At 44.6% G+C, this 26,061-nt stretch carries 24 protein-coding genes and 1 pseudogene; 3 read left to right on the forward strand and 22 right to left on the reverse strand.

From position 1 onward, the window contains the following. Window position 1: 1 nt before the first annotated feature. The 9 genes from rfbA to KNQ04_RS03550 form a co-directional block, all read right to left on the reverse strand. A complete protein-coding gene (gene rfbA / locus KNQ04_RS03510; RefSeq protein WP_214847334.1) occupies window positions 2-898 on the reverse strand; it encodes a glucose-1-phosphate thymidylyltransferase RfbA in 897 nt (298 codons plus the stop codon). A gap of 20 nt (window positions 899-918) precedes the next feature. Then, the gene (locus KNQ04_RS03515) at window positions 919-2,016 is read right to left on the reverse strand and encodes a glycosyltransferase family 4 protein (RefSeq protein ID WP_353049705.1); all 1,098 of its coding nucleotides are present in this window, start codon (window positions 2,014-2,016) and stop codon (window positions 919-921) included. A 5-nt stretch (window positions 2,017-2,021) separates the two neighbouring features. Continuing rightward, entirely contained in the window at window positions 2,022-2,882 is an 861-nt protein-coding gene (locus tag KNQ04_RS03520) for an NAD-dependent epimerase/dehydratase family protein (RefSeq protein ID WP_214847336.1), read from the reverse strand. Continuing rightward, window positions 2,882-3,514, reverse strand: a complete 633-nt coding sequence (locus tag KNQ04_RS03525) for a sugar transferase (RefSeq protein WP_353049703.1) — start codon at window positions 3,512-3,514, stop codon at window positions 2,882-2,884. The genes KNQ04_RS03520 and KNQ04_RS03525 overlap by 1 nt, the downstream gene beginning before the upstream one ends. Before the next feature lie 20 nt (window positions 3,515-3,534). Then, window positions 3,535-5,385, reverse strand: a complete 1,851-nt coding sequence (locus KNQ04_RS03530; RefSeq protein WP_214847338.1) for a nucleoside-diphosphate sugar epimerase/dehydratase — start codon at window positions 5,383-5,385, stop codon at window positions 3,535-3,537. Between the two features lie 39 nt (window positions 5,386-5,424). Continuing rightward, window positions 5,425-6,318, reverse strand: a complete 894-nt coding sequence (gene galU / locus KNQ04_RS03535) for a UTP--glucose-1-phosphate uridylyltransferase GalU (protein WP_214847340.1) — start codon at window positions 6,316-6,318, stop codon at window positions 5,425-5,427. Between the two features lie 189 nt (window positions 6,319-6,507). Then, the gene (locus KNQ04_RS03540; protein WP_214847341.1) at window positions 6,508-7,272 is read right to left on the reverse strand and encodes a tyrosine-protein phosphatase; all 765 of its coding nucleotides are present in this window, start codon (window positions 7,270-7,272) and stop codon (window positions 6,508-6,510) included. Between the two features lie 11 nt (window positions 7,273-7,283). After that, window positions 7,284-7,979, reverse strand: coding sequence for a CpsD/CapB family tyrosine-protein kinase (locus KNQ04_RS03545; RefSeq protein WP_214847342.1), 696 nt, complete (start codon window positions 7,977-7,979; stop codon window positions 7,284-7,286). Then, the gene (locus tag KNQ04_RS03550; protein ID WP_214847343.1) at window positions 7,972-8,703 is read right to left on the reverse strand and encodes a YveK family protein; all 732 of its coding nucleotides are present in this window, start codon (window positions 8,701-8,703) and stop codon (window positions 7,972-7,974) included. The genes KNQ04_RS03545 and KNQ04_RS03550 overlap by 8 nt, the downstream gene beginning before the upstream one ends. Before the next feature lie 198 nt (window positions 8,704-8,901). On the opposite strand from KNQ04_RS03550, the gene KNQ04_RS03555 reads away from it, so the two are divergent. Beyond that, window positions 8,902-10,062: a hypothetical protein gene (locus KNQ04_RS03555; RefSeq protein ID WP_214847344.1), complete on the forward strand. Its 1,161-nt coding sequence runs from the start codon at window positions 8,902-8,904 to the stop codon at window positions 10,060-10,062. A gap of 41 nt (window positions 10,063-10,103) precedes the next feature. Here the strand turns inward: KNQ04_RS03555 and KNQ04_RS03560 are convergent, their stop codons facing one another. The 7 genes from KNQ04_RS03560 to KNQ04_RS03590 form a co-directional block, all read right to left on the reverse strand. Further along, on the reverse strand, window positions 10,104-11,030 hold the full coding sequence (locus KNQ04_RS03560) for an LCP family glycopolymer transferase (protein ID WP_353049704.1): 927 nt from the start codon (window positions 11,028-11,030) through the stop codon (window positions 10,104-10,106). 163 nt (window positions 11,031-11,193) lie between these two features. Then, window positions 11,194-11,883: a hypothetical protein gene (locus KNQ04_RS03565; RefSeq protein ID WP_214847345.1), complete on the reverse strand. Its 690-nt coding sequence runs from the start codon at window positions 11,881-11,883 to the stop codon at window positions 11,194-11,196. A 22-nt stretch (window positions 11,884-11,905) separates the two neighbouring features. Further along, a complete protein-coding gene (locus KNQ04_RS03570; RefSeq protein WP_214847346.1) occupies window positions 11,906-13,474 on the reverse strand; it encodes a S8 family peptidase in 1,569 nt (522 codons plus the stop codon). A gap of 278 nt (window positions 13,475-13,752) precedes the next feature. Continuing rightward, the gene (locus KNQ04_RS03575; RefSeq protein ID WP_214847348.1) at window positions 13,753-17,016 is read right to left on the reverse strand and encodes a hypothetical protein; all 3,264 of its coding nucleotides are present in this window, start codon (window positions 17,014-17,016) and stop codon (window positions 13,753-13,755) included. A gap of 611 nt (window positions 17,017-17,627) precedes the next feature. Beyond that, window positions 17,628-18,980, reverse strand: coding sequence for an Ig-like domain-containing protein (locus KNQ04_RS03580; protein WP_214847350.1), 1,353 nt, complete (start codon window positions 18,978-18,980; stop codon window positions 17,628-17,630). A 112-nt stretch (window positions 18,981-19,092) separates the two neighbouring features. Beyond that, window positions 19,093-19,497 (reverse strand): hypothetical protein, encoded by a 405-nt coding sequence (locus KNQ04_RS03585; protein WP_214847352.1) that lies wholly within the window; start codon window positions 19,495-19,497, stop codon window positions 19,093-19,095. Between the two features lie 62 nt (window positions 19,498-19,559). Then, a complete protein-coding gene (locus KNQ04_RS03590) occupies window positions 19,560-20,804 on the reverse strand; it encodes a UDP-glucose dehydrogenase family protein (RefSeq protein WP_214847353.1) in 1,245 nt (414 codons plus the stop codon). Between the two features lie 110 nt (window positions 20,805-20,914). Here KNQ04_RS03590 and KNQ04_RS03595 point away from each other — a divergent pair, with 110 nt between their 5' ends. Further along, a complete protein-coding gene (locus tag KNQ04_RS03595) occupies window positions 20,915-21,163 on the forward strand; it encodes a hypothetical protein (protein WP_251136831.1) in 249 nt (82 codons plus the stop codon). A 378-nt stretch (window positions 21,164-21,541) separates the two neighbouring features. Here KNQ04_RS03595 and KNQ04_RS03600 read toward each other — a convergent pair whose 3' ends face one another. The 6 genes from KNQ04_RS03600 to KNQ04_RS03625 form a co-directional block, all read right to left on the reverse strand. After that, a complete protein-coding gene (locus KNQ04_RS03600) occupies window positions 21,542-21,982 on the reverse strand; it encodes a helix-turn-helix domain-containing protein (RefSeq protein ID WP_214847355.1) in 441 nt (146 codons plus the stop codon). A gap of 118 nt (window positions 21,983-22,100) precedes the next feature. Beyond that, window positions 22,101-23,528, reverse strand: coding sequence for an SdrD B-like domain-containing protein (locus KNQ04_RS03605; RefSeq protein ID WP_214847356.1), 1,428 nt, complete (start codon window positions 23,526-23,528; stop codon window positions 22,101-22,103). A gap of 153 nt (window positions 23,529-23,681) precedes the next feature. Beyond that, window positions 23,682-24,005, reverse strand: a complete 324-nt coding sequence (locus KNQ04_RS03610) for a four-helix bundle copper-binding protein (protein WP_214847357.1) — start codon at window positions 24,003-24,005, stop codon at window positions 23,682-23,684. A gap of 134 nt (window positions 24,006-24,139) precedes the next feature. After that, entirely contained in the window at window positions 24,140-24,562 is a 423-nt protein-coding gene (locus KNQ04_RS03615; RefSeq protein WP_214847358.1) for a hypothetical protein, read from the reverse strand. Between the two features lie 7 nt (window positions 24,563-24,569). After that, the gene (fabZ, locus tag KNQ04_RS03620) at window positions 24,570-24,992 is read right to left on the reverse strand and encodes a 3-hydroxyacyl-ACP dehydratase FabZ (RefSeq protein WP_012371522.1); all 423 of its coding nucleotides are present in this window, start codon (window positions 24,990-24,992) and stop codon (window positions 24,570-24,572) included. A gap of 26 nt (window positions 24,993-25,018) precedes the next feature. Then, window positions 25,019-25,318, reverse strand: coding sequence for a DNA-directed RNA polymerase subunit beta (locus KNQ04_RS03625; protein ID WP_214847360.1), 300 nt, complete (start codon window positions 25,316-25,318; stop codon window positions 25,019-25,021). 424 nt (window positions 25,319-25,742) lie between these two features. Between KNQ04_RS03625 and KNQ04_RS03630 the strand changes: the two are divergent. Continuing rightward, window positions 25,743-26,061, forward strand: a pseudogene (locus KNQ04_RS03630) (copper amine oxidase); the annotation flags it as partial.

Raw genomic sequence — 26,061 nt, forward strand, 5'->3', positions numbered from 1 at the left:
TTTATAATTCTCCCACTTTAGAAATTAGTTTTTTTTCATTACAAATATCTAATAAATAATCTTTATATTCACTTTTTTTCAATGAAGTAGCTAATAAGTATAGCTCTTCACTTGAAATAAAGTTCATTCTATAGGCAACTTCTTCAATACATGCGACTTTAAATCCTTGCCTTTTCTCAATTGTTTCAATAAATAGTGATGCTTGTAGTAAAGAATCGTGTGTTCCAGTATCTAACCATGCAAAACCTCTGCCTAATAATTCAACTTTAAGTTTTTTTCTTAGCAAGTATTCATTATTTATATCTGTAATTTCTAATTCTCCTCTTGAAGAAGGTTTTATATTTTTTGCAATATCTATTACGTCATTGTCATAAATATATAATCCTGTAACGGCAAAATCTGATTTAGGATTATCTGGTTTTTCTTCTAAAGTCATTACTTTAAAATCGTTATCAAATTCTACTACCCCAAACCGCTCTGGATCTTTTACTTTATAGCCAAAAATCGTAGCACCTGCATTATTTTTAACTGCATTTTGAAGAATACTTGGGAATCCTTGGCCAAAGAAAATGTTATCTCCAAGTATAAGAGTAACGTTATCATTACCAATAAATTCTTCACCTATTATGAATGCTTCTGCTAAACCATTAGGCTCAACTTGAACTTTATAATCAATACTAATTCCTAAGTTAGTACCATCGCCTAATAGTTTTTTAAATACATCAGTATCTTGGGGTGTAGAAATTATTAAAATTTCTTTTATCCCTGCAAACATTAGTACTGAAAGAGAATAAAAAATCATTGGTTTATCATAAATAGGGAGTAATTGTTTCGAAGTTACTGTCGTTAATGGATATAATCTTGTACCACTACCTCCAGCTAATATAATTCCTTTCATTGCTTTCCCTCTTTTCTAATTTAAGTTATTTTATTTATTCTTTCCATGTAATGTGCCACGACTATTTTTCTATCAAATTCTTTTTTTATTTTGTTATGAGAGTTTAATCCCATTAATTGAAGTTCATATTTTTTTTTCTTTAAAATCTGCTCAATAACATTGCTTAAATCATTATCATTTTTTTTCTCGAACAAGAATCCATTTTTATTGTTATCTATTGTTTCTTTACATCCCGGAATATTTGAAGCAATTAAAATTCTCCCCATTGCTCCAGACTCTAATAGCACATTTGAGATTCCTTCTCCTCCATGAGAAGGCTGAATTATACAATGTGATTTTTTAATTATCTCTTTAACATTTTTAGAATACCCTAGATAATTAATGACTTTTTCGTCACTATACTTTTCTAATATCTTAAAATATTCTTTTTGAGATGGTTCTACATATCCTAAAACATTGAACTGTACATGCTTATTCGTTTTCTTTATTTTCTCTGCTGCTTTAAGGTATTCATCGATTCCTTTATCTTTCATTATTCGTCCAATATACAGAAAATTAAATTGATTACTTTCATCAAATTCCATTTCAGAAAATTTAAAATCATTTAAATTTACACCTGATCCGGGAATAAGAACTGCATTATCAGATATAATTTTATTATCCTTTAAAAATTTTAAATCACTAGAATTCTGACAAAATACAAAATTTGATTTTTTCAAAGAGACTTTATATATTGATAATAAAAGGTTATTTATCCATCCTTTATTTATAAAAGCACTCCCTAATCCAGTTATATTGTTTATATGCTTAATCTTTAAGTACCTACTTATTAAACTTCCATACAAATTTGGTTTAAGGGTGTATGTTAAAACAACAGATGGATTCACTTTTTTTATAATCTTGTAGTATTGTAAAAGAAGTTTTATCTCTTCGAATATATTTTTTCCTCTTCTATTCAATTTCACTTCATGAAATTTGCAACCCATTTCAACTAGTAGATCAACTTTTTCGCCATATGGTAAAACTAGGTTTACTTCGTAATCATTTTTAATTAGTTCTTTAATGATTTCTTTTCGAAAATTATACGTATATGCATGATCATTTGATAGTATCATCACTTTTTTCAATATTCTTTCTCCGATCTGTATATTGATGTAAGAAAATCTTTTTCGACAAAATTAATATTATTATCTTCAGAAAAATCACGGCTATAATATAAATCACCAAATATTTTCCTGCATAAATTAATTTTTAAAAGAAAGGAGAATAAATATTTGTTTAAGTTTATAAATATTACTTTTTTATGATGAATGTTGGCAATTTCTTTAACAATTAAAGAAGTATTCATATAATAGCTGTTTTGAGGATGATAATATGTTTTAGGACTTTCCTGGTTTATAATCTCTTCAAGATATAAAATTAAATTTTCAATATATATCATGCTTCTTTTATTTTTGATATTTAAAAACAACGGTGTTTTTTTAGATAAAATTGATAATTTACTATAGTTACCTATAGATTTGAATCCATAAATCATTGGAGGACGCACAATAATTACATTGAAGTTATCATCTTTTAATTTCTCAATTAAATAATTTTCTGCAAGTAGTTTTGATTTTCCATAATGGGTGTTAGGCTTTAGCTTAGTAAATTGGTCAATCATTCCTTCAGTACTTCCAAACACGCTCATCGAACTTACAAATATAAAACTTCTTACTTTTTGCTTTTTACATTCTTCTGCAAACTCACAAGTCAGATTATAGTTTATTTGATAATATAATTCTCTGTTATATTTAGTTTCTTTTTTATGAGCTATTCCTACCAAATAAATTACTGTATCGTATTTAGATAGATTCTTTTTTTTAAAATCTAAATTTCTTAAAGAAATAGCATCAACTAAGTAGTCACATTTTTTATTAAATAAATATCTATATAGTTTTTCACCAACATAACTACTTTTTCCTACCACAAGAATTTTTTTCATTATTTTTCCATCTCGCTAGCTGCAACTTCTTTTAAAGCAACTTTTCCAGTTCCACCTTCAACTACTCCCTCACTTTTTAGAACACTAAAGATAGTCGCTACGAAGCAGCGTGCATCCATCAAGAGTCCCATTCGCTTGATATATTCTCCATCAAGTTTAGCTTTGACTTCAATCGGCAATTCATCACGCCCATTGATTTGTGCCCACCCTGTTAGTCCGGGTAGTGTGTCATTGGCTTTATACTTATCTCGCTCGTCGATTAAGTCATACTGATTCCATAAAGCGGGGCGAGGTCCGACAAAAGCCATCTCACCTTTAAGTATATTGAATAACTGTGGTAACTCATCTAAACTCGTTTTTCGCAAGAATTTACCGACTCGCGTGATGTAGACGTCCGGATCGGCAAGTAAATGCGTTGGTGTATCGTTTGGTGTCTCAATGTACATCGTTCGGAATTTTAAAATGTTGAAATGATGTTTATTTAAACCAACGCGTTTTTGTTTAAAGAAGACTGGTCCTCGCGATTCTACCTTAATCGCTGCCATGATAAAGGCAAAGACTGGAATCAATATGACACAAGCAACAAGTGCGATTGAAAAACCAAGACGACGCTTGATTGACATGTAGTTCACTGTAGAACCTCCCTCACCATTTAAATTAGATTTTTTTCACGGACAGCTACATCATTCGCGATATCGAGTAAGACATTTCGTAACTGCAATGGTGTTTCTTTATGTTGATTGACGAGAGCTAAAATATCCGATACTTGTTCCTTTTGGCGTGTTCGGCCAACAAAAATTTTCGGGTAGATCGCTTCCGGATCCACTTCGCCGTCTTTTAGCAATTCTTCATACATTTTTTCCCCAGGCCGAATCCCAGAGAAGACAATCGGCATTTCATCTTCCGTAAACCCACTCAGTTCAATCATGTTCTTCGCAAGGTCAACAATCTTAACCGACTCGCCCATATCAAGGACAAATACCTCGCCACCGTCTGCTAAAATCCCTGCTTGAATGACAAGGCGGCTTGCTTCCGGAATCGTCATGAAGAAACGTGTCATCTCCGGATGGGTTACCGTGACTGGTCCGCCGGCTAAAATTTGCGACTTAAAGAGTGGAATGACCGATCCCCGACTACCGAGGACATTTCCGAATCGGACGACAGCAAACTTCGTCTGACTGCGGCGTCCTAAATCTTGCACAATCATTTCCGCGATGCGTTTTGTTGAGCCCATGACGTTTGTTGGATTCACGGCTTTATCCGTTGAGATCATAACAAATCGTTCTGCTTGGAATAAATCAGCCACTTCAGCAACATTTTTTGTTCCATAAACGTTATTTTTGACTGATTCATAAGGATTGGCTTCCATTAACGGCACATGCTTATGGGCTGCTGCGTGGAAAACCACGTCTGGTTTATGCATTTCAAATACTTCTTCAAGACGTGTACGGTCCTGGACATCGGCAATGATTGGAATTAAGTTAATCGGCAACTGTAATCCGCGTAACTCCCGTTCAATCAGGTAGATACTGTTTTCTCCGTGACCGAGCAACAAAATCGTCGTAGGATTAAACTGTACAATTTGCCGGCAAATCTCTGAGCCGATTGATCCGCCGGCTCCCGTCACAAGGACTGTCCGCCCTTCAATTTCTGAGCGAATACCTGAGATATCAAGCTCGACGGCTTCCCGTCCGAGTAGATCTTCAATTGAAACATCACGAATTGCATTGACCGAGACTTTCCCAGTGACGAGTTCCTCAATCATCGGTAACGTCTGGACATCCTTACATAACGTTTTTGCTTCCGTGATCAGTTCAATCCGGCGCTGCTGCGATAGCGAAGGAATCGCAAGGACGATTGCTTCGATTCGGTGTTTTTCGATTACTGTTTCTAAATCGCCGGTTGTTCCAACGACTTCGATTCCTTGAATCATAAAATGCATGTTTTTTGGATCGTCATCGACAAACGCGACCGGTTTTAATTCATGGAACGGTGACGCATACAATTGACGAACGAGTGACCGTCCGGCCCGACCGGCACCAATCACGAGTGTACGTTTCCGTGACTTGACCATCCGGCGTGGTAACGCATATTTGCGCCAGTGCTGACCGATTCCGAGTAGCCGAAGCGCAACACGGATTGCTCCAAGCAACAACAATGAGATACAAAAGCTGAGAATCGTAATCCGCTCTAAAATCTGTCCAAAAACAAATTTTTGATAAATCATCAAACCAATTGAACTGATCCCTAGTGATAAAGAAAGCGTTAATGCCTCTTGAATACTGGCATACTTCCAGTTCACACGGTACAGCTTCATCAAGAACGCGACAGTTACGAATAATACGGCGAATAACACAGCTGAACGTAATAAAAGTTGTGTATCAACCAATGAGAATAATTCCTTCGGATACAGGAAAAAATATGCAAAGCTCATTGCGACAATTAGCGCAACTGCATCAATACAGGCTAACGTCAGCGTTCGATAATAATAATAAAATTTCATCTATGAAGTTCCTTTCTCTTCATATTTCGCGGGCAATAGTTAGACGAGTGATTGGTTCGCTGCCCGCTCTGCGAGCAGGTCTGCCATCATCTTCGCAACATCATCTCCGAGGTCGTCACGTTTCAACGCAAATTCGAGCGTCGTCTGGATGAAGCCAAGTTTTTCCCCGACGTCATAGCGTTTGCCATCAAATTCATAGGCAAAGACCCGTTGCATTTCGTTGAGGCGAGTAATCGCGTCCGTCAACTGGATTTCGCCACCTGAACCGACTTCTTGAGTTTCGAGGTACTTAAAGATTTCCGGTGTTAATAAGTAACGTCCTAAAATGGCTAAGTTTGATGGTGCCGTTCCCGGCGACGGTTTTTCGACAAATGATTTTACCTTATGTAAGTTCTCTGAGATGCTGGTGCTTGGATCAACTATCCCGTAGCGATGTGTGTCTTTATCCGCCACCGGTTGGACACCGATAATCGAACTGTTTGTGATGTCGTACTGTTCAATTAACTGGCGTGTACACGGAACGTCTGCTTGGACGATATCATCCCCAAGCATCACGACGAATGGTTCATTGCCGATAAAGGCTTTTGCTTGAAGAATTGCATCGCCAAGACCTTTTGGTTTGGATTGACGGATGAAGTGGATATTGATGTTTGTTGTCGCTTCGACTAAATGCAGTAACTCTGACTTGTTTTTGGCGATTAAATTCGCTTCCAGTTCCGGTACTGAATCGAAGTGATCTTCAATCGCCCGTTTCCCTTTACCGGTGATGATTAAAATATCTTCAATCCCCGATTCGATCGCTTCTTCGATAATATATTGAATCGTCGGCTTATCGACGATTGGTAACATTTCTTTCGGCATCGCTTTTGTAGCGGGTAAAAAGCGTGTCCCAAGACCCGCTGCCGGAATGACTGCCTTTTTTACACGGCTCATGAAATCAACTCCTATCTGTAATTTTCGATTACCATAATATAATCAAAATTCCATTCTTTATGTAAATTAAGATAACACATCAATGGTTCTTCTTCCATAAAGTTTTCCATATTTTAATAATGTAAGCGTTAACATAGAAAAAAGAGAGTGCTATTTCACTCTCTTTATCTATTTCTGGTTACTATCACCTTAGACCCATTGCCCTTTCCAGTTCTTCTCGACCGGGCTTGGTGGATTAATCGTCACAAGCTGATTTAGTAAGACCGCTTCATTGTTTTCATACACTTCGTCATACAACCAGTCTTCCAATTCCTGCGCCAAGTACTTTCGGCACTGCTCCCAGTAGAACGGGCGTTTTTCGATATGATGGGCATCTGATGCGACAAGATGGGCGAGACCGTTTTCAAGTAAAGCGACGGCGAACCGTTGGACGTCTTTACCATACTTGCCAATCAAACTCGCGCATGTGACTTGACTGATTGCTCCGTTCGAAATCAACTCGAACAATAATTGTGGGTTTTGAATGATTGCTTTGTTTTTTTCCGGGTGGGCGATGATTGGGATGTAGCCATCCGAGATCAACTCAGCAAAGACTTGCCGCGCATAGGACGGAATCCCGCTCGACGGAAACTCAATCAGTAAGTAACGTGAGTCAGCAAGTGGTAACGCCTTTCCCGCTTTGATTTCTTCAATCAAATCACCCGTCAAACGAATCTCGTGTCCCGGGTACACCTTTAAACGGATGTCCCGTTGCATGAGTAAGACATTTAGTTCAGCGACCGTCAACCGGACGTCGACGTCTTCCGTCTCGAACTGCGGGTGGTAGAGGTGTGGTGTCGCGATGATTTGCGACACCCCTTCCGCCACAGCCTGTTCTGCGAGTTGTAATGTATGTTCGACGCTCGCCGGACCATCATCGACGAGTGGTAAGAGATGACAGTGCAAATCAACCATGATTGAACCCCTCACTCATAAGAATAGTAGTATTGGTATGCGGAATCGTCCGTCAGTTCACGACGGTTCAAGACGACGCCAAGAATCTTCGCTTCCGCCAGTTCGAGCTGTTCTTTTGCCTTCAAGACACGTTGACGGTCAGAAGTCGTACAGCCGACGACGAGGACAACGCCGTCAGTTAATTTCGACGTAATCCGGCTATCGGCGACTTGCAGTAATGGTGGTGCGTCTAAAATGATTACGTCGTACTTTTCACGAAGTTGTAAAATCAAATTCTCCATCGACCGCGATGACAAGAGTTCTGCCGGGTTCGGCGGGATTGGACCAGCTGTCAAAATTGACAGGTTGTCGACTTTCGTTGGCAAAATTGCTTTTTCAAGTTCTGCTTGCCGTGTCAAAAGACTTGATAAACCAAGACCGTTCGCGACTTTAAACGTGTAATGTACCGTCGGACGGCGCATATCGGTATCAACGATTAAGACTTTTTTTCCTTGCTGGGCATAAGTGACGGCAAGGTTTGACGACGTCGTCGATTTCCCTTCGCTTTGTGTGGCCGATGTCACGAGGATGACTTGGATTGCTTCGTCGACGGCCATGAACTCGATATTCGTCCGGATCGTCCGGTACTGCTCGGCGATTGGTGACTTCGGTTGTGTGACCGTAATCAAGTTCCGTGCGTCTTTATTCATTTTATTTTTCTTAGCCATATTGTTTTGCCGCCTCTCGTTTTGTTGCCTTTGCTGACGATTTAAAGACTTTACTGTCGATATCCGGGATACTGCCTAAGACAGGGAGATCCAAAATTTGTTGGACTTGATCCTCTGTCCGGATTCGGCGGTCGAGAACTTCACGTAAGAAGGCAAGTCCGACACCAAGTAAGAAACCGACGACTGCTGCAATCGCTGTATTCAAGATGATGTTCGGGCTGACCGGTGACGTCGGAATACCTGAGACTGACAAGACTTTAACGTTATCGACGTTCATCAGGTCAGTGATATCTTCACTGAAGACGTTTGCGACTGAATTAGCGATGTTTGAAGCGAGTGCTGCGTCCGTACTTTGAACCGAGACGTTGATGACCTGCGAGTTTTGTTCACTTTCGACGGTAATCATACTGTTTAATGCATCAACACTCGCCGGTGCATTTTCGACTTCCGCTTGGACTTTTTCTAAGATGGCTGGACTCTTGATGACGACACGGTATGTATTGACGAGTGTGACCGACGACTGGACTTGTGACGCATCGATGACATTGTTCTCTTGTTTTTTCGGTGTGACGAGAATTTGTGTTCCAGCTTGGTACGTCGGTTTAACCAAAAACGTACTGACGGCAAAAGCGATGACGGCTGCGACGATGGTAAGTGCGAGAATCCGCCAAAGCGACTTCCGTAAAACTGAAAATAATTCTTGCAAGCTAATCGTTTCATTCATGATGTGACTATTCTCCTTTATTTGTCTAATGCAGTGATTATTTTATCAACTAGGAATCAGTATAACAAAAAATTGGGAAATGGTTACTATTATTTTAGGAAATACCATACGTTTATTGAAAAAGTTTGCGTATAATAGAGACTAACATGCTTTCCTTTGCATGAATTACCGGATATCTACATAGGAGGAATATTTTTTATGCATCGCTCTCTGCAAGCACTCCAATACTATACATCGCACTCGGAGGAAGAGATCACACGTCTTCATGAACGCATCCGTTCGAGTCTCGCTTCGACCGAATCCTTAACCGATACGATGATCCGTCTGACGGGAGACGCACCACTCATCCCATTTAAGCAGGACACGGTCACGGTAGACGAATGGCAAAACTTTTTAGCCGGGAAACACCATGAGAGTTTGGCAGATTTTTATGGGGCCATCGTCGCCCGACCAATCCTGAAAGAAGACCGAATCGAACAAGATATCTCCGAAACACCGTCGTCCTTGTCCCGTACGCAGCGACCAGATGCACCACGCCGCCACCAAACGAAGCCGACAGCTGCACCACGTACGAAACGGAAATTCCCTTGGGGCTGGATCGCGCTATTGATTCTTTGTTTCCTGCTTGGCGCCGGAGGAACATACGTCTACTCGAACTATCTCGCAAGTCCGAAATCGTCTGCACCTGACGCGACCGTCGAACAACCGGTTGCGGTCGAAGAGTCGACGGAAGACCAAGATGATCAAAAAGCAGACGATCAGCCGAAAGCTGAACCGGAAGCAAACATCCTTTACGTCAACACACGCAACAGTAACATTTACCGTGACGAAGCATTGACGGAAGAATTGTACGAAGCCGACTTCGGTGACGGCTACCGGATCCTCGAGACATCCGACTCAATCAGTAAAGTCGAACTGACTGACGGAGTAACAGGATATATCAAAAATGCAGATACGACAAAAAAAATCAAGGGTGATGCCATTGCCGATGAAACGTTACTGACATGGGTCAACGATAATCTTGATACAAGTTTTGTCACGGGCACCCTCATTGACCTTATCGGCAAATCGGACGAAGAGTTGAATACTTTATATGGCGAACCCGACCGCACATATCCCGATGAACTGAACACATACCTGTTTTATGGAAATCATTTCTTTACGTTATACGATGACCGGGTCATCGCCATCGATTGGTCGGAAACGAATATCACGAATGACACTCTCGCGACACTCGCACCGCTCCAGCTCGAATCGGATACGGCATCGCTCGTCATGAGTAACTCGTACCGACTGCAACGGTTCGCAAAAGACGGGACTGACTTCAGTCGCGTCCGTCTCGCCGAACAAAATCTCTAAACAAAAGGAGTGAGCCACGTCGGCTCACTCCTTTTTCTGTATCATTCGATTCCTAACGAATACTGTAATGCAGTTTTTGTCTGTTCGAGCGATGCGTCCGTCGGATGCCAGTAATAAATGCCATCCGCTTCTTTTCCACCCGCTCCTTCAAGCTTTAAGTTTTCCTGATTCTTAAAGGCATCCATGTAGTCAAAAGCGAGCGTCCGCATCGGTTTGAACGAGACGTTCGTCTGGGCATTTTCCCCGACGACATCCATGATTGCATTAAATTTACTGATTGATACGTCTGATGACAGTTTCGAGACGACTTGTCCGATGACATCACGTTGACGCATCTGGCGACCGAAGTCTCCGCGCGGATCTTCATACCGCATCCGTGTGTACTTTAATGCTTCGTCCCCATTGAGGTTGATTTTTCCGACACCAAAGTGTTTGTCGCCGACTTTGAAGTCTAAATCATTATTGACCGTCACACCACCGACGGCATCGACAAGCGACGTAAACCCTTCCATGTTGATTTCCGCATAGTAGTTGATTGGAATATCAAGGAAGTTTTCGACCGTCTTGATCGCCATCTCCGGTCCACCAAATGAATAGGCATGGTTGATTTTATCGTTCGTCCCTTTGCCGACGATATCAACTTTCGTATCACGGGGGATGCTGACAAGGCGACTTTCGTTCCGGGTCGGATTCAGCGTCATGACCATGATCGAGTCACTGCGTCCGCGTTCGCCCGGGCGTTGGTCGACCCCAAGTAACAGCACCGAAACCGGTTTTTGTTTTTCGACGACGGCGTCGCCCGTATTTTTGACCGGTGACTGAATCTTTTTGACTGTCTGGTCGACTTGATAATATGTATAACCGATGAATCCGCCGATGCCGACGACGAGGACCAAAGCAATCAACAGCATGATTTTCAGCGGCGTCCACCGCTTTTTAACTTTTCGTTTCTTTTTGACGCGTTCCACTCTATCATTTCTCCTTTTACCTTACGTATGATATGTAGCTATAAGTTCTCATTACTATCGGATCAATAAAAGAACTCCTACAGTCGAGTATACAAAAAAAGATGCTTGATTTGTCAAAAACGGGAAATAATGAAAAAGGCCGTTACGCACGGCCCTTTGCTTTTTATAATGACTCCTGCCAAGAGACGACATATGTTTTTTTCTTCGGATTGTAATCAAGCATGACAAGTTTCTTCGTTTTCGTTGCCGTCGGGAAGACATACGTTTTCGACTTACCTTGGATTCCGAGCCCCAACTCCAGCTCCTGTTTGCTTTGGATTGAAGTCATATCTGTCGTTTCAAGTCCCGTCCATTCTCCAAGTCCTTTCCCGGAAAGAATTGCATCGAGTTGTTTTTCCGTCATTCCTGTTTTAATCTTTTGACCTTTTGCGAGTTTCATCTTACTTTCACGGACACCGGTCGTCGTATCTCGGAATATGTCGATTCCTTTCGCTGTCAGGCGGTAGAGCGAATCGTTTTTCTTCGTCATGAAGATCAGTGATGTGACGGGTTGAGCTGAAAGTACTTTTTTATTATAAAACGAGTAGCTTGTCATCTTTTGCCCTTGTGACGTACTCGTCAGCTCGGCTTTTTGTTTTAAGACGGTCGAGCTGCCTTTTTTCGTCAGTTGTTTTTTGTAGTCTTTCCCGTAAAGGACCTTCGCCGCTTGAGTAATTGTCATGCCCGGTTTTAAGGCATTGTACTGCGTCGTCGCCTTCGTTTCCGTTGTCGTCGCCGCTTCTGTCGTCCCGGCGATTAATGTCGAGCTGGCAACTAGTGCTGCGAGTGTGAGTTTTGCGAATGTTGTTTTCATGTTCAGTTCCTACCTTCTTTTGTTATTTGATGTAACGGACAGCTTTATCTGCATCGAGCCGACCGTAGCCGTACGACGTGTCATAACCTTTTTTCCCAAGATCACGGGCTGATTTTTTTAAGATGGATTCAACTTCCTTCGCCGTGATGTTCGGCTTTAAGCTATAAAGGAGACTCGCGACACCGGTGACGTGAGGCGCTGCCATCGATGTCCCGCTCCAAAAGGCGGACACCCCGTCACTTAAATAGCTCGGGATGTCCTGTCCTGGTGCGACGAGATCAAGCTTTTCTCCGTAGTTCGAGAACTTCGATTTTTGGTCGAACCGGTTCGTTGAGCCGACTGATAAGACATACTCCGACCGCGCCGGGTACGACAGCAGACTGAAGCCGTCATTGCCGGTCGCCGCGACGACGAGGACATCATGTTTTTTCGCATAGGCGAGTGCTTCCTCAATCGTTCGTGATGAGAACCAGCCGCCGAGGCTCAAGTTGATGACCTTCGCCTTTTTCTTGACGGCGTAGATGATGCCTTTCGCGATGTCCGAGTTCATCCCGGCGTTGTCCGCGCCCATGACTTTAATCGGGATGATTGAAGCTTTTGCGTTGATGCCGGACATGCCGTATGTATTGTCACTGTTCGCCGCGATGATTGCTGCGACATGCGTCCCGTGGCCATGATCGTCAATCGCGTATTTTTGATGGTTGACGAAATCATACCCGAGATCCATCCGGACGCGTCCGGCGAAATCGGCATAGGTCGGGTTAATCCCGGAGTCGATGACGGCGACGCGTGTCGTCGTTTGTTTTTTCCCAGCAATCCGTTTTTTCATCGCATCGTAGTTGATGTCGGCTCCTTTGACGCCACCGCGTTGTCCGGTATTATCGAGCGACCACTGGTATCGTTTGAACGGGTCAACCCCCAGTCCCTGCACCCGATGGTCGAGTTCGACGTAAGCGACGTTCTTTAGTTTCGCCAGCTGTTTTTTAGCGGTCGTGGCGTCAGTGACAGATGCATAGGTCAACTTTTCGATCTGAAGCCCAGCGTCAATTGTCTCACGCGCAACCGCCTTTGTTTTTTGTGACAGGCTCTGTTTTGTACTCCCGGTCGCCCGCAGTTTGACGATCAAACTTGTCGCCTGCCCGGTCGTTTTTGTTGCCTTGACGACCTCACGGAGCGGTTGCCGCCGTTCGAGCTTGAACGGTACCGTAAAGGCGGTGTTCTTCCGTCCTTCAATCTCGACGTATTGCCGCCCCTGCCAACTTAACGGGAAGACAAGCGACTTTCCTCTGACGGCGTCATATCTTGGGTAGACGAGTTGCTTGAGATAGTCACGCTGCGTCTCATAGACCGTCACCTTTTCCCATTCGTCTGCCACAAACTTCAAGTCGGTCCCGGCGCTTATATAGTTTGCCGAGTCGAAGTAAAACAAGGCTTTTCCTTTTGAGTCGAACGTCCCCTTGAGGTAACCTTTATGCGTTTTCGCACTCGGATTCGGCAGCTTTTTCGCTCCGGTGCCCGCCGCTTCCGTCTGAACGGGCAGACTGCTGCCGAGCAATCCAGCAAGCGTCAGTCCGATTAACCATTTCTGCATTTTTTCACTCCTTTAGCTGTCGTAAGTCTTACTATTAAGTATACTGGAAATTTTTAATAACTCTATCAAATAATCGCTTTTCACTATCTTTTTTTACAAGTATTTCAAATTAAAAGAGCATTTTCGCATAACAATCAGATGTATGCCTTACCAATAGACACACTCACCCTTTCGTAAGTGACGATTCTATCCATTCCACCACACGGATTCCCTTGATACGAACTCAGCAAAAAAAACTCCCCTATCCATTGCTGGATAAAGGAGTTCTTTGTACTCGATCAGTTGACGCTAAGAATCGCTTTTTCGTACCCGCCCGTTAAGACAGAGTTGTCATAAGACTGGAGTTGTTTATTGACAGTGATGACATTTGATACGGCTTGAAGTGTTCCAGCCGGTACTTTGATTTTGACGATATCAAGACCGTTTGAAATCACACCATCCGAATCATCGAGCGAGATATGTGTCCCGACCGGAAGATTTTTTCCGTTCAGCGTATACTGGGCTGTGCTAGTGGCATCATACATTCCCGCATATTGAACACCTTCCGTGAACGTGACCAAAATCTCATCCTGGTTATTTGCTACGACACTCTCAATTTCAAATGGCGATACGCCCGGCGTAACGACCGACTTCATGATTTTGAAGTCGTGTGTCGCTGTCGCAACCGTGTTGCCGACATCATCCGATAGTGATTTTACGACGACTTTCCAATCTTCCCCGTAGCCTTTTTCGTCTACAAGCTCCTGGAGGCTTTCGTTCGCTTTGACACGGAAACTCATGTCTGTCGAATCCATATACTTCACGACATCACCATCGACCGTAACAATTTTTCCATCTTTATTTTTACCGATGAATTCAACTGTTGTTTGCGGCGGGTTCACGATACCGTCCGCATTGATCAGCGGCGTATCTGCTTGGTCGAGACCACGTACCTTAACTGGCTCGCTCATCATGACTGAGAAGTCATTCGACAGGACAATCCGGTCGATGGCTGTGATCTCCGCACTCTTCAGATCTGGTGAGTTGAGTGGTGAACCGGAATAGTTGAGGTCGAGTGACAAGGCGTCATTCTTCTCACCGTTCGCCGATGCCTTCACAGAATCTTTCTCGAGTGTGATTTTGAACTTGCCGTTGTAGTAGTTTTCTTTCGTATTGACTGTGTCGTAGATTTCCGTCCAGTCTTTATTGAGCTCGACGAGGACTTCGCCTGTTTTTTCATTGTAGTACGTGATGTCCGCATACTGACTGAGATCGTCGTACGATTTCGTTCCTGCGTTATAACTTTCGAGCTTCATTTTCGTACCAAGTAATGCTTGAACGTCAGCAAGGTCAAGGTTTTTGAGCTGTTTGCTGAACATGACACGGAACTGCTCAGGAGATTCGACGACAACACCTGCTGTCGGTTTGACCGTATCTGCCATTACCGTGAAATCAAGGTTTTGTGTCGTCCCGACATTTGCATCATCCGTCAATGCCGCGAAATCTTTTGAATCCCAAACTTGGAGCGCATGTTTTCCGGCAGTGAAGTATCCTTTTTTCGTTCCAGGATACGCATCTGCACCCATGTCTTCATCGTTGAGTGTAAGAATGACCGTATCACGTTGGTCCACACCATTTACATTATCGAAGTCAGGATATTCGACATCAAAGTACTGATCTCCGTATTGGCCATCAATTTTGAAATTCGCATCCGCAATCGCTTCAGAGAATTTCACTTCGAGTTTATTTAAGCCGATCGGCATGACCGATGTGACTTCCGGTTGACGTGCATCTGTCAATTTGAAGCTTGCTTTTGACTCTACTTCCGTACCTGTGCTGCTCTTAATATTCGCTGTCACTTTAACGATCGCATTATCTTGGAGATAATCTTTACGGTCGAGGATCAGTTCGAACGCTTTCGGGTTAGACGGTACGGATTTGATTCCGATGACCTTTTTCATGTCATTGCCTTGTTCGACCATGAATCCACCAAGCGATTTGAGCAGCATTTCACGTGATAATGCCTTATCAAGGAAAATCGTGATCCGGTCTGCCTGGTTCGATTCAGCCGCAAGCATATTGACCATCTCGATTGGTGTCGGTGTGACCACGACCGTACTGAATTTCACTTTTGCTTTCCCGCTGACTTTACCGATCAAGTCTTTGTACTCACCGTTGACGGTCTCGATGATTTGCGCATCGATTGCTGCTTCGAGGTCCGTGTTGCTGAACTCAGATGTGAGGAGGACTGTTGCTTTACCGTCTTGGATCGTCACGCGGTCTTTTGCGAGTGAACCGAATGATGCCGAAAGTTTCAGCACGATATCGTCCGCATTCATGTCGACTTCGCCTGTTGCTTTATCTTTAAGCAAGAACGTCACTTCCGTGTTGTCTGAACCGTTCGCAAGGATTGAAGACACTTTCGGCATGACTTCAAGCATCCAGAGGTTTTCGACACCTTGCGTCATGAAGCTCATTGATCCGAGGTCACGTGCGACGCCACCGATCATGATTCCTTTTGCTTCAAGCGTATAGTCTTTATCGTAATCTAGGCCAGATACTTCGAGGATTGCTGATTTTTTGTCAGCACCGATTGTCGCCGAAGTGACAGTTCCACCTGCGATTTTGAAGTTATCTGCTTTGACTTCGTCGACTGCGCGCGAGAATGATACCATGACTTTCTTTTTGCCCATTGCTTTGACTGAAGACAACATCGTCTTAGCGATTGTGAAGTCCATTGCTGGAGACTTCATGTCACCGACTTTAACGACGTAGCTGTGTGTTCCTTCAGGAATTCCACCTTTTGAAGCCATGAACTTCCCGTCTTTGAGCATGCCTTTTTCAATGATTGGCGTAGCAGACATGTCTTTACCCGGGTAAATCATGAGTTCTGCCATCGCGTCAGCTGAAGCGTACATGACGTCCGCCTTAACAGAAAGTGTCTGATCATCGACGCTTCCCATGACGTTCGAGATATCAATCGCTTTGACTTCATACTTGATTGAACCCGTTACGACAGAGTTCGCTCCTTTATACGAGTAAGCGATTTTATAGTTACCCGGCTTTGATGTATCCGGTGTTTTGATGTTGAATTTGCTGATTGGACGCTTGACGATGATCCCTGATTTATAGCGGATACTGATTGTGCTAGGAAGCACAACTTTTTCGCCGACTGCGACTGGTGCGAGTTCTGGTTCGAGGACGTCAACCGGGTAGTTTTGAAGTTCGACTTTGAGGATCGCTTTTTTCGATGTGCCAGCGACTTTACCGTAAAGGACTTGGTACTTATTGATGTATTTCTTTTCGAACTTGATTGAACCACTCCATTTGACCGTACGCATCGAGTATTTACCGTTCGAAAGTTTGACTTTAACTTTTGTTGGTAAAACTAATTTTTTTGTCGCATATTTCGAACCACCTGCATGCTTCATCAGGATTGGAGAAATTGACTTGATTGTGACCTTCGATGCTGCGTCTGCAGCAACCGGTGCGACGACAGATGCCGTGACTGCGAGAGCAGCGGCAGCAGCGTACAATTTGTTCGATTTTTTCGTGTGAGCCATTTTTACGATTCCTCCTCTTATCTTTCAAGACCAAATGTGACAACCCCAACTAGATAACCTACATTTTAAGTAATATTTTTGTAAATATTTACTTAAAAACACGCAGTTCTACTCTATTCTTCTTTGGAGGAATACGTTCTGTTTCACACGTCGATCTTTCACCTAACATCGAGATGATCGTCAGTGATTCATATGTATCCAGTTTGGGATGAACAAGAGAGAACTGTGGAAATGCTTATTTAAAGCGATTTCTTATGTCGTAGGTTCGTGCAAAATACTCGCTAATACATTCGGCGAGTAATTAAGCTACAGGTCAAATATACAAAAATAGGAATCATACGACAATAGGTTTTATGTAAAAAAAAGGGGAATAAAGCTATACATAAAAATATATTGATAGGCTGTATATGGAAATTTAAAATCTGAACTACCCTAAAATTGAAAACGCTTACATAATTAAAAATAATCACTCAACCTTGATCAAAAAGATTACAGCTCTCTTTTTTGATTCCCCCTGGTAGTCAGGATATAAAAAGAGCCCGAAGTCGAATTGACTTTGGGCTCTGGTATACCGGATTCCATTTAACGGTACAGTATATTTTTTTATTTAATTACTTCTTTACTTTCAGGACTTTTGTTGACGTCCCGTATTTATTTTTTGCCGTGACTTTAATCGTCGTTCCGACTTTTTGTTTTGCGATCTTCAGCTTGAACTGTCCTTTAGCATTGGCTTTTCCTTTATAGGTCTTCTTGCCAATCATCATTGATACAGCCGCATTTTTTTCTGTTTTCCCATTGACGCTCGTCGCACTCTTCTTGACCGTATTGACGGCTAACGCCGGTAACAGATGGCTTGATTTAACTTGGAGCTTGTAGATTCCTGTATAATCACTCGAAACATGGACGTAGTACGTCCCTTTAGAAAGCGTTCGTTTTTCTACAGTCCGTCCAGCCGTATTTCGTTTTCCCCAAACATCTTCCACGTACAGACTCTGGTTTCGCGTATCAATCACTTCAATCAAGGCGTCCGGATAAATATACGAAGAAAAATCGAGGGTGACGGTACTTTTCTTCGGAAGCACGATTTTATAGTAGTCGTCTGTGTCATTCCATGATAGCAAACCCGTCATTTTTTTATAAAGCGCCAGTTTTTGAGCTTCGACCACACCATTGTTCGGTTCCGACTCATTATTTCCGGCAGCTTTAAAGCTCGCGAGAAGATTATAGATCCCTGTATCGCTTACATAAGAACGGTCGATTGAAACGTAGTATGTTCCGGCCTCTAAATCAGTCGACTCGAGTAATTTTCCGGGCGTCGTCTCCGTACTATTTACATAATCATTAAAAATCGACTTATTGTAACTATCCGTCAGGGTGATCTCTAATCCTTCCTGGGCATACGAAGAAAAGTCCAAACTCAAGCTCCCCGCACGCGGAAGTACAACTTTGTAGACGTCACGATCGTCCTGCTCTGAAATCAAGCCGATTGTCTTCGCACCGAACGGCAGTGCTTGTGCTTCGCTCGTCCCGTTGTTCGGTTCAAGATCCATTGCATTCGCATCCTTAAATGCTGTTTTGACTGTATAGTTGCCTGTTTCTCTTGAGTAAGAGGAATCTGAAATCACGAAATGATAGTTGCCCGATTCTAAATAATACGCATTTCTTTCATGTTCCGGCGTCTTTCCATCACTTGTCATCAGTTCGCTCATGATGAGGTGATTTTGATCGTCATATAGTTCGAAATCTGCTTCTTGAACGAACGAGCTGATATCGAACGACATGTTTCCGGACTTCTTCAACGAGAAATCATATACAATTTCCTGTTCTTGTTTTAAAGTACCCGCAACAGTACCATCGAGCGGTAAAACTTCCGCTGCGAACACGTTTTGTGATGGTGACGTTAAGCTAAGTGCCAAGGCAGTCGTTGTGACGAGCGCCGTTACTTGTTTAAATCGTTTGTTCATCATATTTCCCCCTCTTTTATCTGTTATATCTTTTTTTAGTATAACGAAAGAGGAAACAGAAAGATTACTACCACTTACATAAAAAGGGAACTATTTCTTGATAAATTCACTCTTAATTTAGAAACAGATTCTTTTCACAAGCCAATAAGAACGATTCGCGTTTAAAACAGAATGTCTGTCCAGCAGTCAATTCGATAATTGCACCTTTTCGTTGCAAACGTAAGGACAGCCCCCGCCCAATCCAGTCAAGTTGTCGTTGCAACAGGTGACGGGCCCGCTTCGTCTGCCGTTCCGCTTCGACGAACTGACGGATGTACTGGAGGACATATCCGAATCCGAACTCGATTGGAATCCGCAACTCGACCCCATTGTCCGTCACTTGAATCAATCCTGCCCCGTAATGAATCGCCCGCGACCACTCTTCATCGACTGCTTGATGCCAGTCGGCCGGTAAGAGATGTGTCTCGAGCTGACCGTTTTTACCGCTCGGTTGGACCGTAAAGTAGTTGATTTTCATGTTTCGTCTCCTCTGCACAAAAAATAGGATGAATCCGCGATGGATTCACCCTATATAACAGGTCAGTTCGTAGGATTGTTCGAAAATGTCTGACGGGGACGCCCGATTCCTTCGTACTGGACGGCACCTGGTGACTCGAAATAGTGCCAACAGTTCCGCCCGTCAATCAAACGGGCCGTCTGCATCTGTTGTTCGAAGACACGGGGCTCAATCCGTTTGATTTCGTCCCACTCCGTCATGATGACGGCGACGTCCGTTCCTGCTAACGCCTCTTCGACCGTCTGCTTTTGGTTGAGCAATGTCGTTGCTGCCGGATCATAACCTGTCACGACGGCACCGACCTGCTTCAGTCGCTCCGCTAACCGTAACGCGGGGGCGTCACGTAAATCATCAGTACCCGGTTTGAAGGCAAGACCGAGCAACGCGACTTTTGTCCCTCGCTTCGCTTTGATTTTCTCAAAGACATACGTCAGCTGATCCTCATTTGTCCGGTCTGCCGCCTCGATGACGTGCAGCTGTGTATCATGCGTTTTCGCAAGTGTCGTCAAAGCGGCGATGTCTTTCGGGAAACAGGAGCCGCCGTAGCCTGCTCCGGCCCGGAGGAAGGCGGGACCGATCCGCGGGTCAAGTCCGATTCCGTGTGCGATGTCATCGACGTTCGCGCCGACCTGATCGGCAAGACGGGCGATTTCATTGATGAAGCTGATCTTGACGGCAAGGAAACTATTCGCCGCGTACTTCGTCAATTCAGCCGTCGTCGGGTCGACATGGACGACCGGTGCATCCGTCGTCTTGAACAATTCCTCGAGCCGCGGCGCAAGCAACGCATCGCGCGTCCCGATGACAATCCGGCTCGGTTGACGCATGTCGGCAAGGGCCGTTCCTTCCCGCAAAAATTCCGGGACCATCGCAAAACGGAGCGACGGATGCTCTGTACTTAACCGTTCCGTCGTCCCGGGAGGAACCGTCGATTTCAGGACGACCGATGCCCCCGGACTGATGGATTCAATCAATCCGACGACCGCTTCGACGGCCGATACGTCGCAACTGCCGTCTGCCCGTTCCGGTGTACCGACGGCGACGAGGTAGATGTCCGAGACGGGATAGTCCGTCGTGAAGGTCAATCGACTTTGATTTTTCGCCAAGGCTTCGTCAATCCCGTGCTCCTTAATCGGTGTAATCCCGCGGCTGAGCTGGTCCATCCGCTCTGCGTTCAAGTCGACGCACGTCACCTCATGCCCTGTATCTGCTAATCCGATCGCTGTTACGAGACCGACATACCCTGTCCCAATCACCGTTAGATGCATGCAATCACTTCCTTCGTTAGTTTCTCTGTCTCCACTATACGGGAGGATGAAAGATTTGTGCATCGAAAAAGCTTTTCGAATACGCTATACTAGTCATGGGAATGGGAGGAATGTCCGTGGCGATTATCATTTTCAGCCTCGTCTGTCTCTTCGCATATCGTATCCGGAAGCTTCCTGAAGCCATCCGGACGATCTTACTCATCCTCGGCTTACTCAGTGGATGGTTCGCGCTGTTTGAGATCATCAGTTATCTAGAAGCCAACCCGTATCTGGCCGCGATTCCGATCGCACTCGGACTTGGGTATTGGTACTGGCGCCGGAAGAAAAAACAAAAAAACATCTTACCGCCCTCTGCCTGAAGGAAGGGGACGCGCCAGCCGACAAAGCTCACCTCTGTGAACTTTGTCTTTTTTGTTCAGGACGAAAAAAAGACTACCCTGTCGTTCGGGGGTAGTCTCAGCGTGTAGACACATTTTTATGAAGCGTGAACAAGTTATAACGAGAGGCAATCCGTCACGGTATTGCCTAAAAGCGTCACGTTTCGTTGACTCCTACGGGGAAAAGTGCGTTTTTAACGCACTTTTAGAGGCAGGCAAGACCCTGCTCATTGTCCGCTAGGATCCAAGGAGCAACGGCTTGCGCCTCGCCCGAGGAAAGCAACGAAAACAGACGCTTTCTCCCGATAGTACTTTATCTACATACTAAGACTCCCCTATCGTTCAGGGGAGTCTCCATCCTCATAAATTGTTTGCTTTATGTTCGAGCGCTACGATTTTTTCTTCAATCTCAAGCAACTTCAATTCATGTTCGAGCTCAAGACGGCGTTTTTTCCGCTTCAGCTGACTGAGTTGCTCGGCAATCGATTCTGCCGTCGCTTCCGGTTTCGGCGGCACCGTTCCGGTCGTCTGATCCATCGATTGGCGGAGCGGGTCAAACAAGTTCGATTTCGCGAACTTCGCTGCTTCCGGACCAAACATGTCGTTGATGATCGGAAGGATTTTATTCATCGCCGTCCCTGGGATTTGTGATTTTTCATCGACGAGCCGCTTGAGGGCGAGTTCATCGACCAGATACCCTTTTCCATCCTGTTCCGCATGCAATTCGCCTGTCCGGATCCAGCGACGGACCGTCTCTTCCGATACTCGTAACAATTCACTGATTTGTTTCGTCGTTAACATCGTCATCCCTCTTTCTGTTCATTTGATACTACAACTATACACACATGTGTGCGTGTGTGTCAATTTATACACACACACGAAAAACCCTCCCGGACGCGTTCAGTCCAGGAGGGAGGAATTATCCGTTTCGACGTACCATTAACCACAGTCCGACAACCGCGATGCCAAGGCCCGTCGCAGCGAATGGGAATGGCTTGCTTTCGCCCGCTTGCGGCAATTGACCTGTCGTCACATCGTCGGCTTTTGTTTCACTCGTTGTCGTCACCTTCGTCGGTGTTTCATTCGGTTTGACCGGTTCCGCCGGTGCTTCTTTCGTCCGGACGACCTCCATGATGATCATGAAACCCGTCGTCTCTTCCGTCAGCTTGATGATCGTTCCCGGGGCTTCGTGCTTGAATAGGCGGGCGAACTCACCTTTTGCGAACACGTCTTCCGCCGCCTCTTCCGCCATCGCCTTCATGCCGGCCTTTGACTTCGCCGTTGAAAACGACTCACTGTTATCCAGGTTGTCAATCGCGGTCCGATGCATCGTTTTGACGGTGTATCCTGCCGGAAGTTCCGTCTTGATGATGTAGTTGCCCGGATCGAGTACGACGAGCATGGCTTCTTCCGCCGTCACTTTATCTTTGTAGACGACACTGCCCGTAATCGTATCCGTCACCGTATACGTCGCAGGCACTGAAATTTCCGCTCCATCCGGTTCGTGGTTCGCGTTCTCATCTACAAAGTTCGCAATCGTGACGAGATTCGAGAAATCTTCGTCTCCTTCGTCCCCATACATCCCTGCATCGACGACAGCGACTTCCCCTGCTTTAAGTGTCAGGTCAACCAAACTGTCGACTTCATCAAAGTCGGAGTCGACCGTACGATTTTTTCCGACATGCTGCGGTGAATTGTTGTAATAACCGAGATCGTAGCCGTCGACCGCCAGCGTATAGTCACCTGGCAGTAAGTTCGCAAACGTGTACTTCCCGTCCTTGGTCGTGATTTCCTCTTCGACATCCGCATCATGATCGAGCAACAGGATTCTCAAGTCATCAATCAGACGCTCGTCCGGTTGCCGAATCCCATCCATGTTTTCATCATACCAAGCAAGACCGGTAATCGTCGCCGTCTCAACCGCTGTTTCTTTGGCTGGTGCTTCTTTGACAGGCTGTTCTTCGACCGGTTCCTCTAGTGTCGGCTCATCCGCCGTCGGTTCCTCCGTTACCGGCTCCTCAGTCGTCGGTTCTTCAACGACTTCCCGTCCGAATTTGATGACAATCGTTTTTGAATCGTCAGCCGAAACGACGGTGACGGTCGGTGCAGTCGTTGCCGTGAATGTCACGACCGGTGTTTTCGCGACATCAATCGTTTGTCCTGTCACGCCGTCTTCGAAGACGAGTTCTGTTTCTGACTTGAGATTGACGGTGCCGTCTCCTGTAAAGGTCAAGGTGTAGGGATTGGCTCCCGTTCCCGTGACGTCCCAAGTGGTCGCCGCCTGGACTGGCTGAATCAGACTAAAGCTGAGTACGAGTACTACAAGGTACATTCCAAGTTTTCGCATTATGTAAGTGTTCGCTCCATTCTAAAAATAAGTTCTCCCTAAATCTTAAACAATGCAGGGAAAATAAACCACTTAAATCTGAAATTGTCTGCTTCTATCTAAAAAAAGACTACCGGCTCGCTTTTTTGCGATCGATAGCCTTGATGATTCGGTTTAGACGAGTGATTCACATGCCTTCGCACATGCTTCACAGGCAGCCGCGCATTTTTGACAATGGTCATGGTCGTGAGTTGCACATTCTTTGGCACACGCGCGACAAATTTCCACGCAAGCTTGCGCGAGGACCGGTACGTTCGGACTGTTCCGGGCGATTGCTTGACTGAGCAGGTTGCAGATATCGGCACAATCGCGGTCGAGACGGATACAGTTCGTCATGTGTCCGACATGCTCTTCATTAAGGCAGGCATCGAAACATTCGTTACAGGCCACGATACAGGCATTTAGTTCTGTTAGGACGGCTTGATGGTTTTCAGACATGATGGATTCCTCCTTGGATAGTGAGTTATATGTGCTACTTTAATTTGTTTCCCTGTTCACGCTATCGAAAACATCAAAAAAGAAGCATCCGATAACCGGGGGAAACCGATCGTTATCGTATGCTTCTTCATCATTTAACGCACAATTTCAAGCGGAATCTCAATCCCACGTCCGGCACCGGCATCGATGATTAGGACCGGTAGACGGTCTTCCTTGAAGACGTCATCCTCGACCGTCGTATCTGCCGTGTACGTCCGAACCTCACCCATTTTTTTCGCTTCGAACGAAACGAACGGGAATGGAATCGATTGGTTGGCGACGTCGAGTCGAATGTCGACTTGCTGGTCATCAAGACGGATATCGTTTGCCGTCCGAATCGTCAGACGCATCCGGTCTTTTTCCGTCAAGGAGATTTGAGCTGAAATGTTTTCCGTTTGTCCGGCGCGTTTGACAGGATCAATGAAGACCGTCGGGGAAGCCGTCTTCACCTCGTCAGCACGCTGACACCCGGGAATGATTAATAAAGAAATTGCTAGAGGAATCAACCAGCGTTTCATCGCACGGTCACTTAATCGCGAAAGTAAGTTCTGCAGTACAGGCGACTTCCCCATCGACCGTAGCTGTAGCACGCCCTTTACCGATTGGTCCACGCAGTTTCGTCAGTTCAACTTCCAGTCGGAGCTGATCACCTGGTACGACCTGACGCTTGAAACGGCAATTCTCGATTCCCGCAAAGAATGCGAGTTTCCCTTGGTTTTGTTCCATCTTCAAGACGGCGAATGCACCTACTTGTGCCAACGCCTCGACGATCAAAACACCCGGCATGACGTTATAGTCAGGGAAATGCCCATTAAAGAACTCTTCATTCGCCGTAACATTCTTGATTCCGACCGCTCGCTTACCTTCCTCGACCTCAAGAATGCGATCGACGAGTAGAAACGGGTAACGGTGCGGGATAACTTCCTTAATTTGTTCGATTGTATACATATATACAGCTCCAATCACTGATTAATCTACGCTTTCATCCAAAAATCGGTGATGCGGGTCCACGTCTCAATTTTCAGGACGTCCATCGCTTCACCACCACCAAATGTCGCATAACCAACCATCGCGCCAACAACCAGTGCAATCACGACAAGGACGAGAACGATCAATAAACGAACAAGGATCGGTACCCGGCGTGATGAATACTCACGAAGACGTTTCCGTTGCTTTTGCTCCGGGTTTTCTTGCTGTTCCTGATTCGACTCGTTTTGATGTCGCTTCAGACGTTCACGTGTCGGTTGACCCGTTCCTGCTTGATTTTGTACCATCTTGATCACCTTTCATTGAGTCAGTCTAAAGAACAGTATAGCATATTAGTACCTGGTATTAAATAGTTCCGATTTAGCTACAATGTCATTCTTTTTTTAAGTGTAACATGATGAATCCAACAACATATAAAAAAATTTCGTATTGTGTATATAAGGAAAGAAAAAATACTTTCCCATATTTTTAGAGATTCTTTTACATTTTTTAAATCCATTCCCACTGCTCATGCGTAAGCTACACAGAACGGCAAGCAAGACGAGAACAAACACGCATTAAAATACATTTCAGATTTTCTTCAACTTTTTAAAACTTTTTAAAACTTTTTAAATCCAAACGAAATCCGGATGCGTACGCTGTTCAGAACGATGAGGAAATGAATTACCAGATTGGTTAAAATAAAACCCAAATTTGAAAGGATGATTACAGATGAAACACACTAAAAAATTCGCAGCATCAGCAATGGCAGCAGCACTCGTATTACCAGGGACGGCAGCATTCGCGTCAGGCGGTTCAGACGACATGATGCATGAGGACAAAGCAAAAAACGTCACGGTCAAAACGAAAGCAGCAGACCTTCGTGCGACACTCGACCAATTGCTTTCTGAGCACTTCGTGCTTGCCGTCATGGACATGAAAAAACAATATGATGGTTCGAAAGATGCAGAATACTACGAAGCAGCACTCAAACAAAACGCACTCGACATGACACCGGCAATCGCTTCAGTCTATGGCGACGAAGGTGCAA

Origin of the sequence: Exiguobacterium sp. s193 (genome assembly GCF_018618755.1) — a bacterium.
GTDB lineage: Bacteria > Bacillota > Bacilli > Exiguobacteriales > Exiguobacteriaceae > Exiguobacterium_A.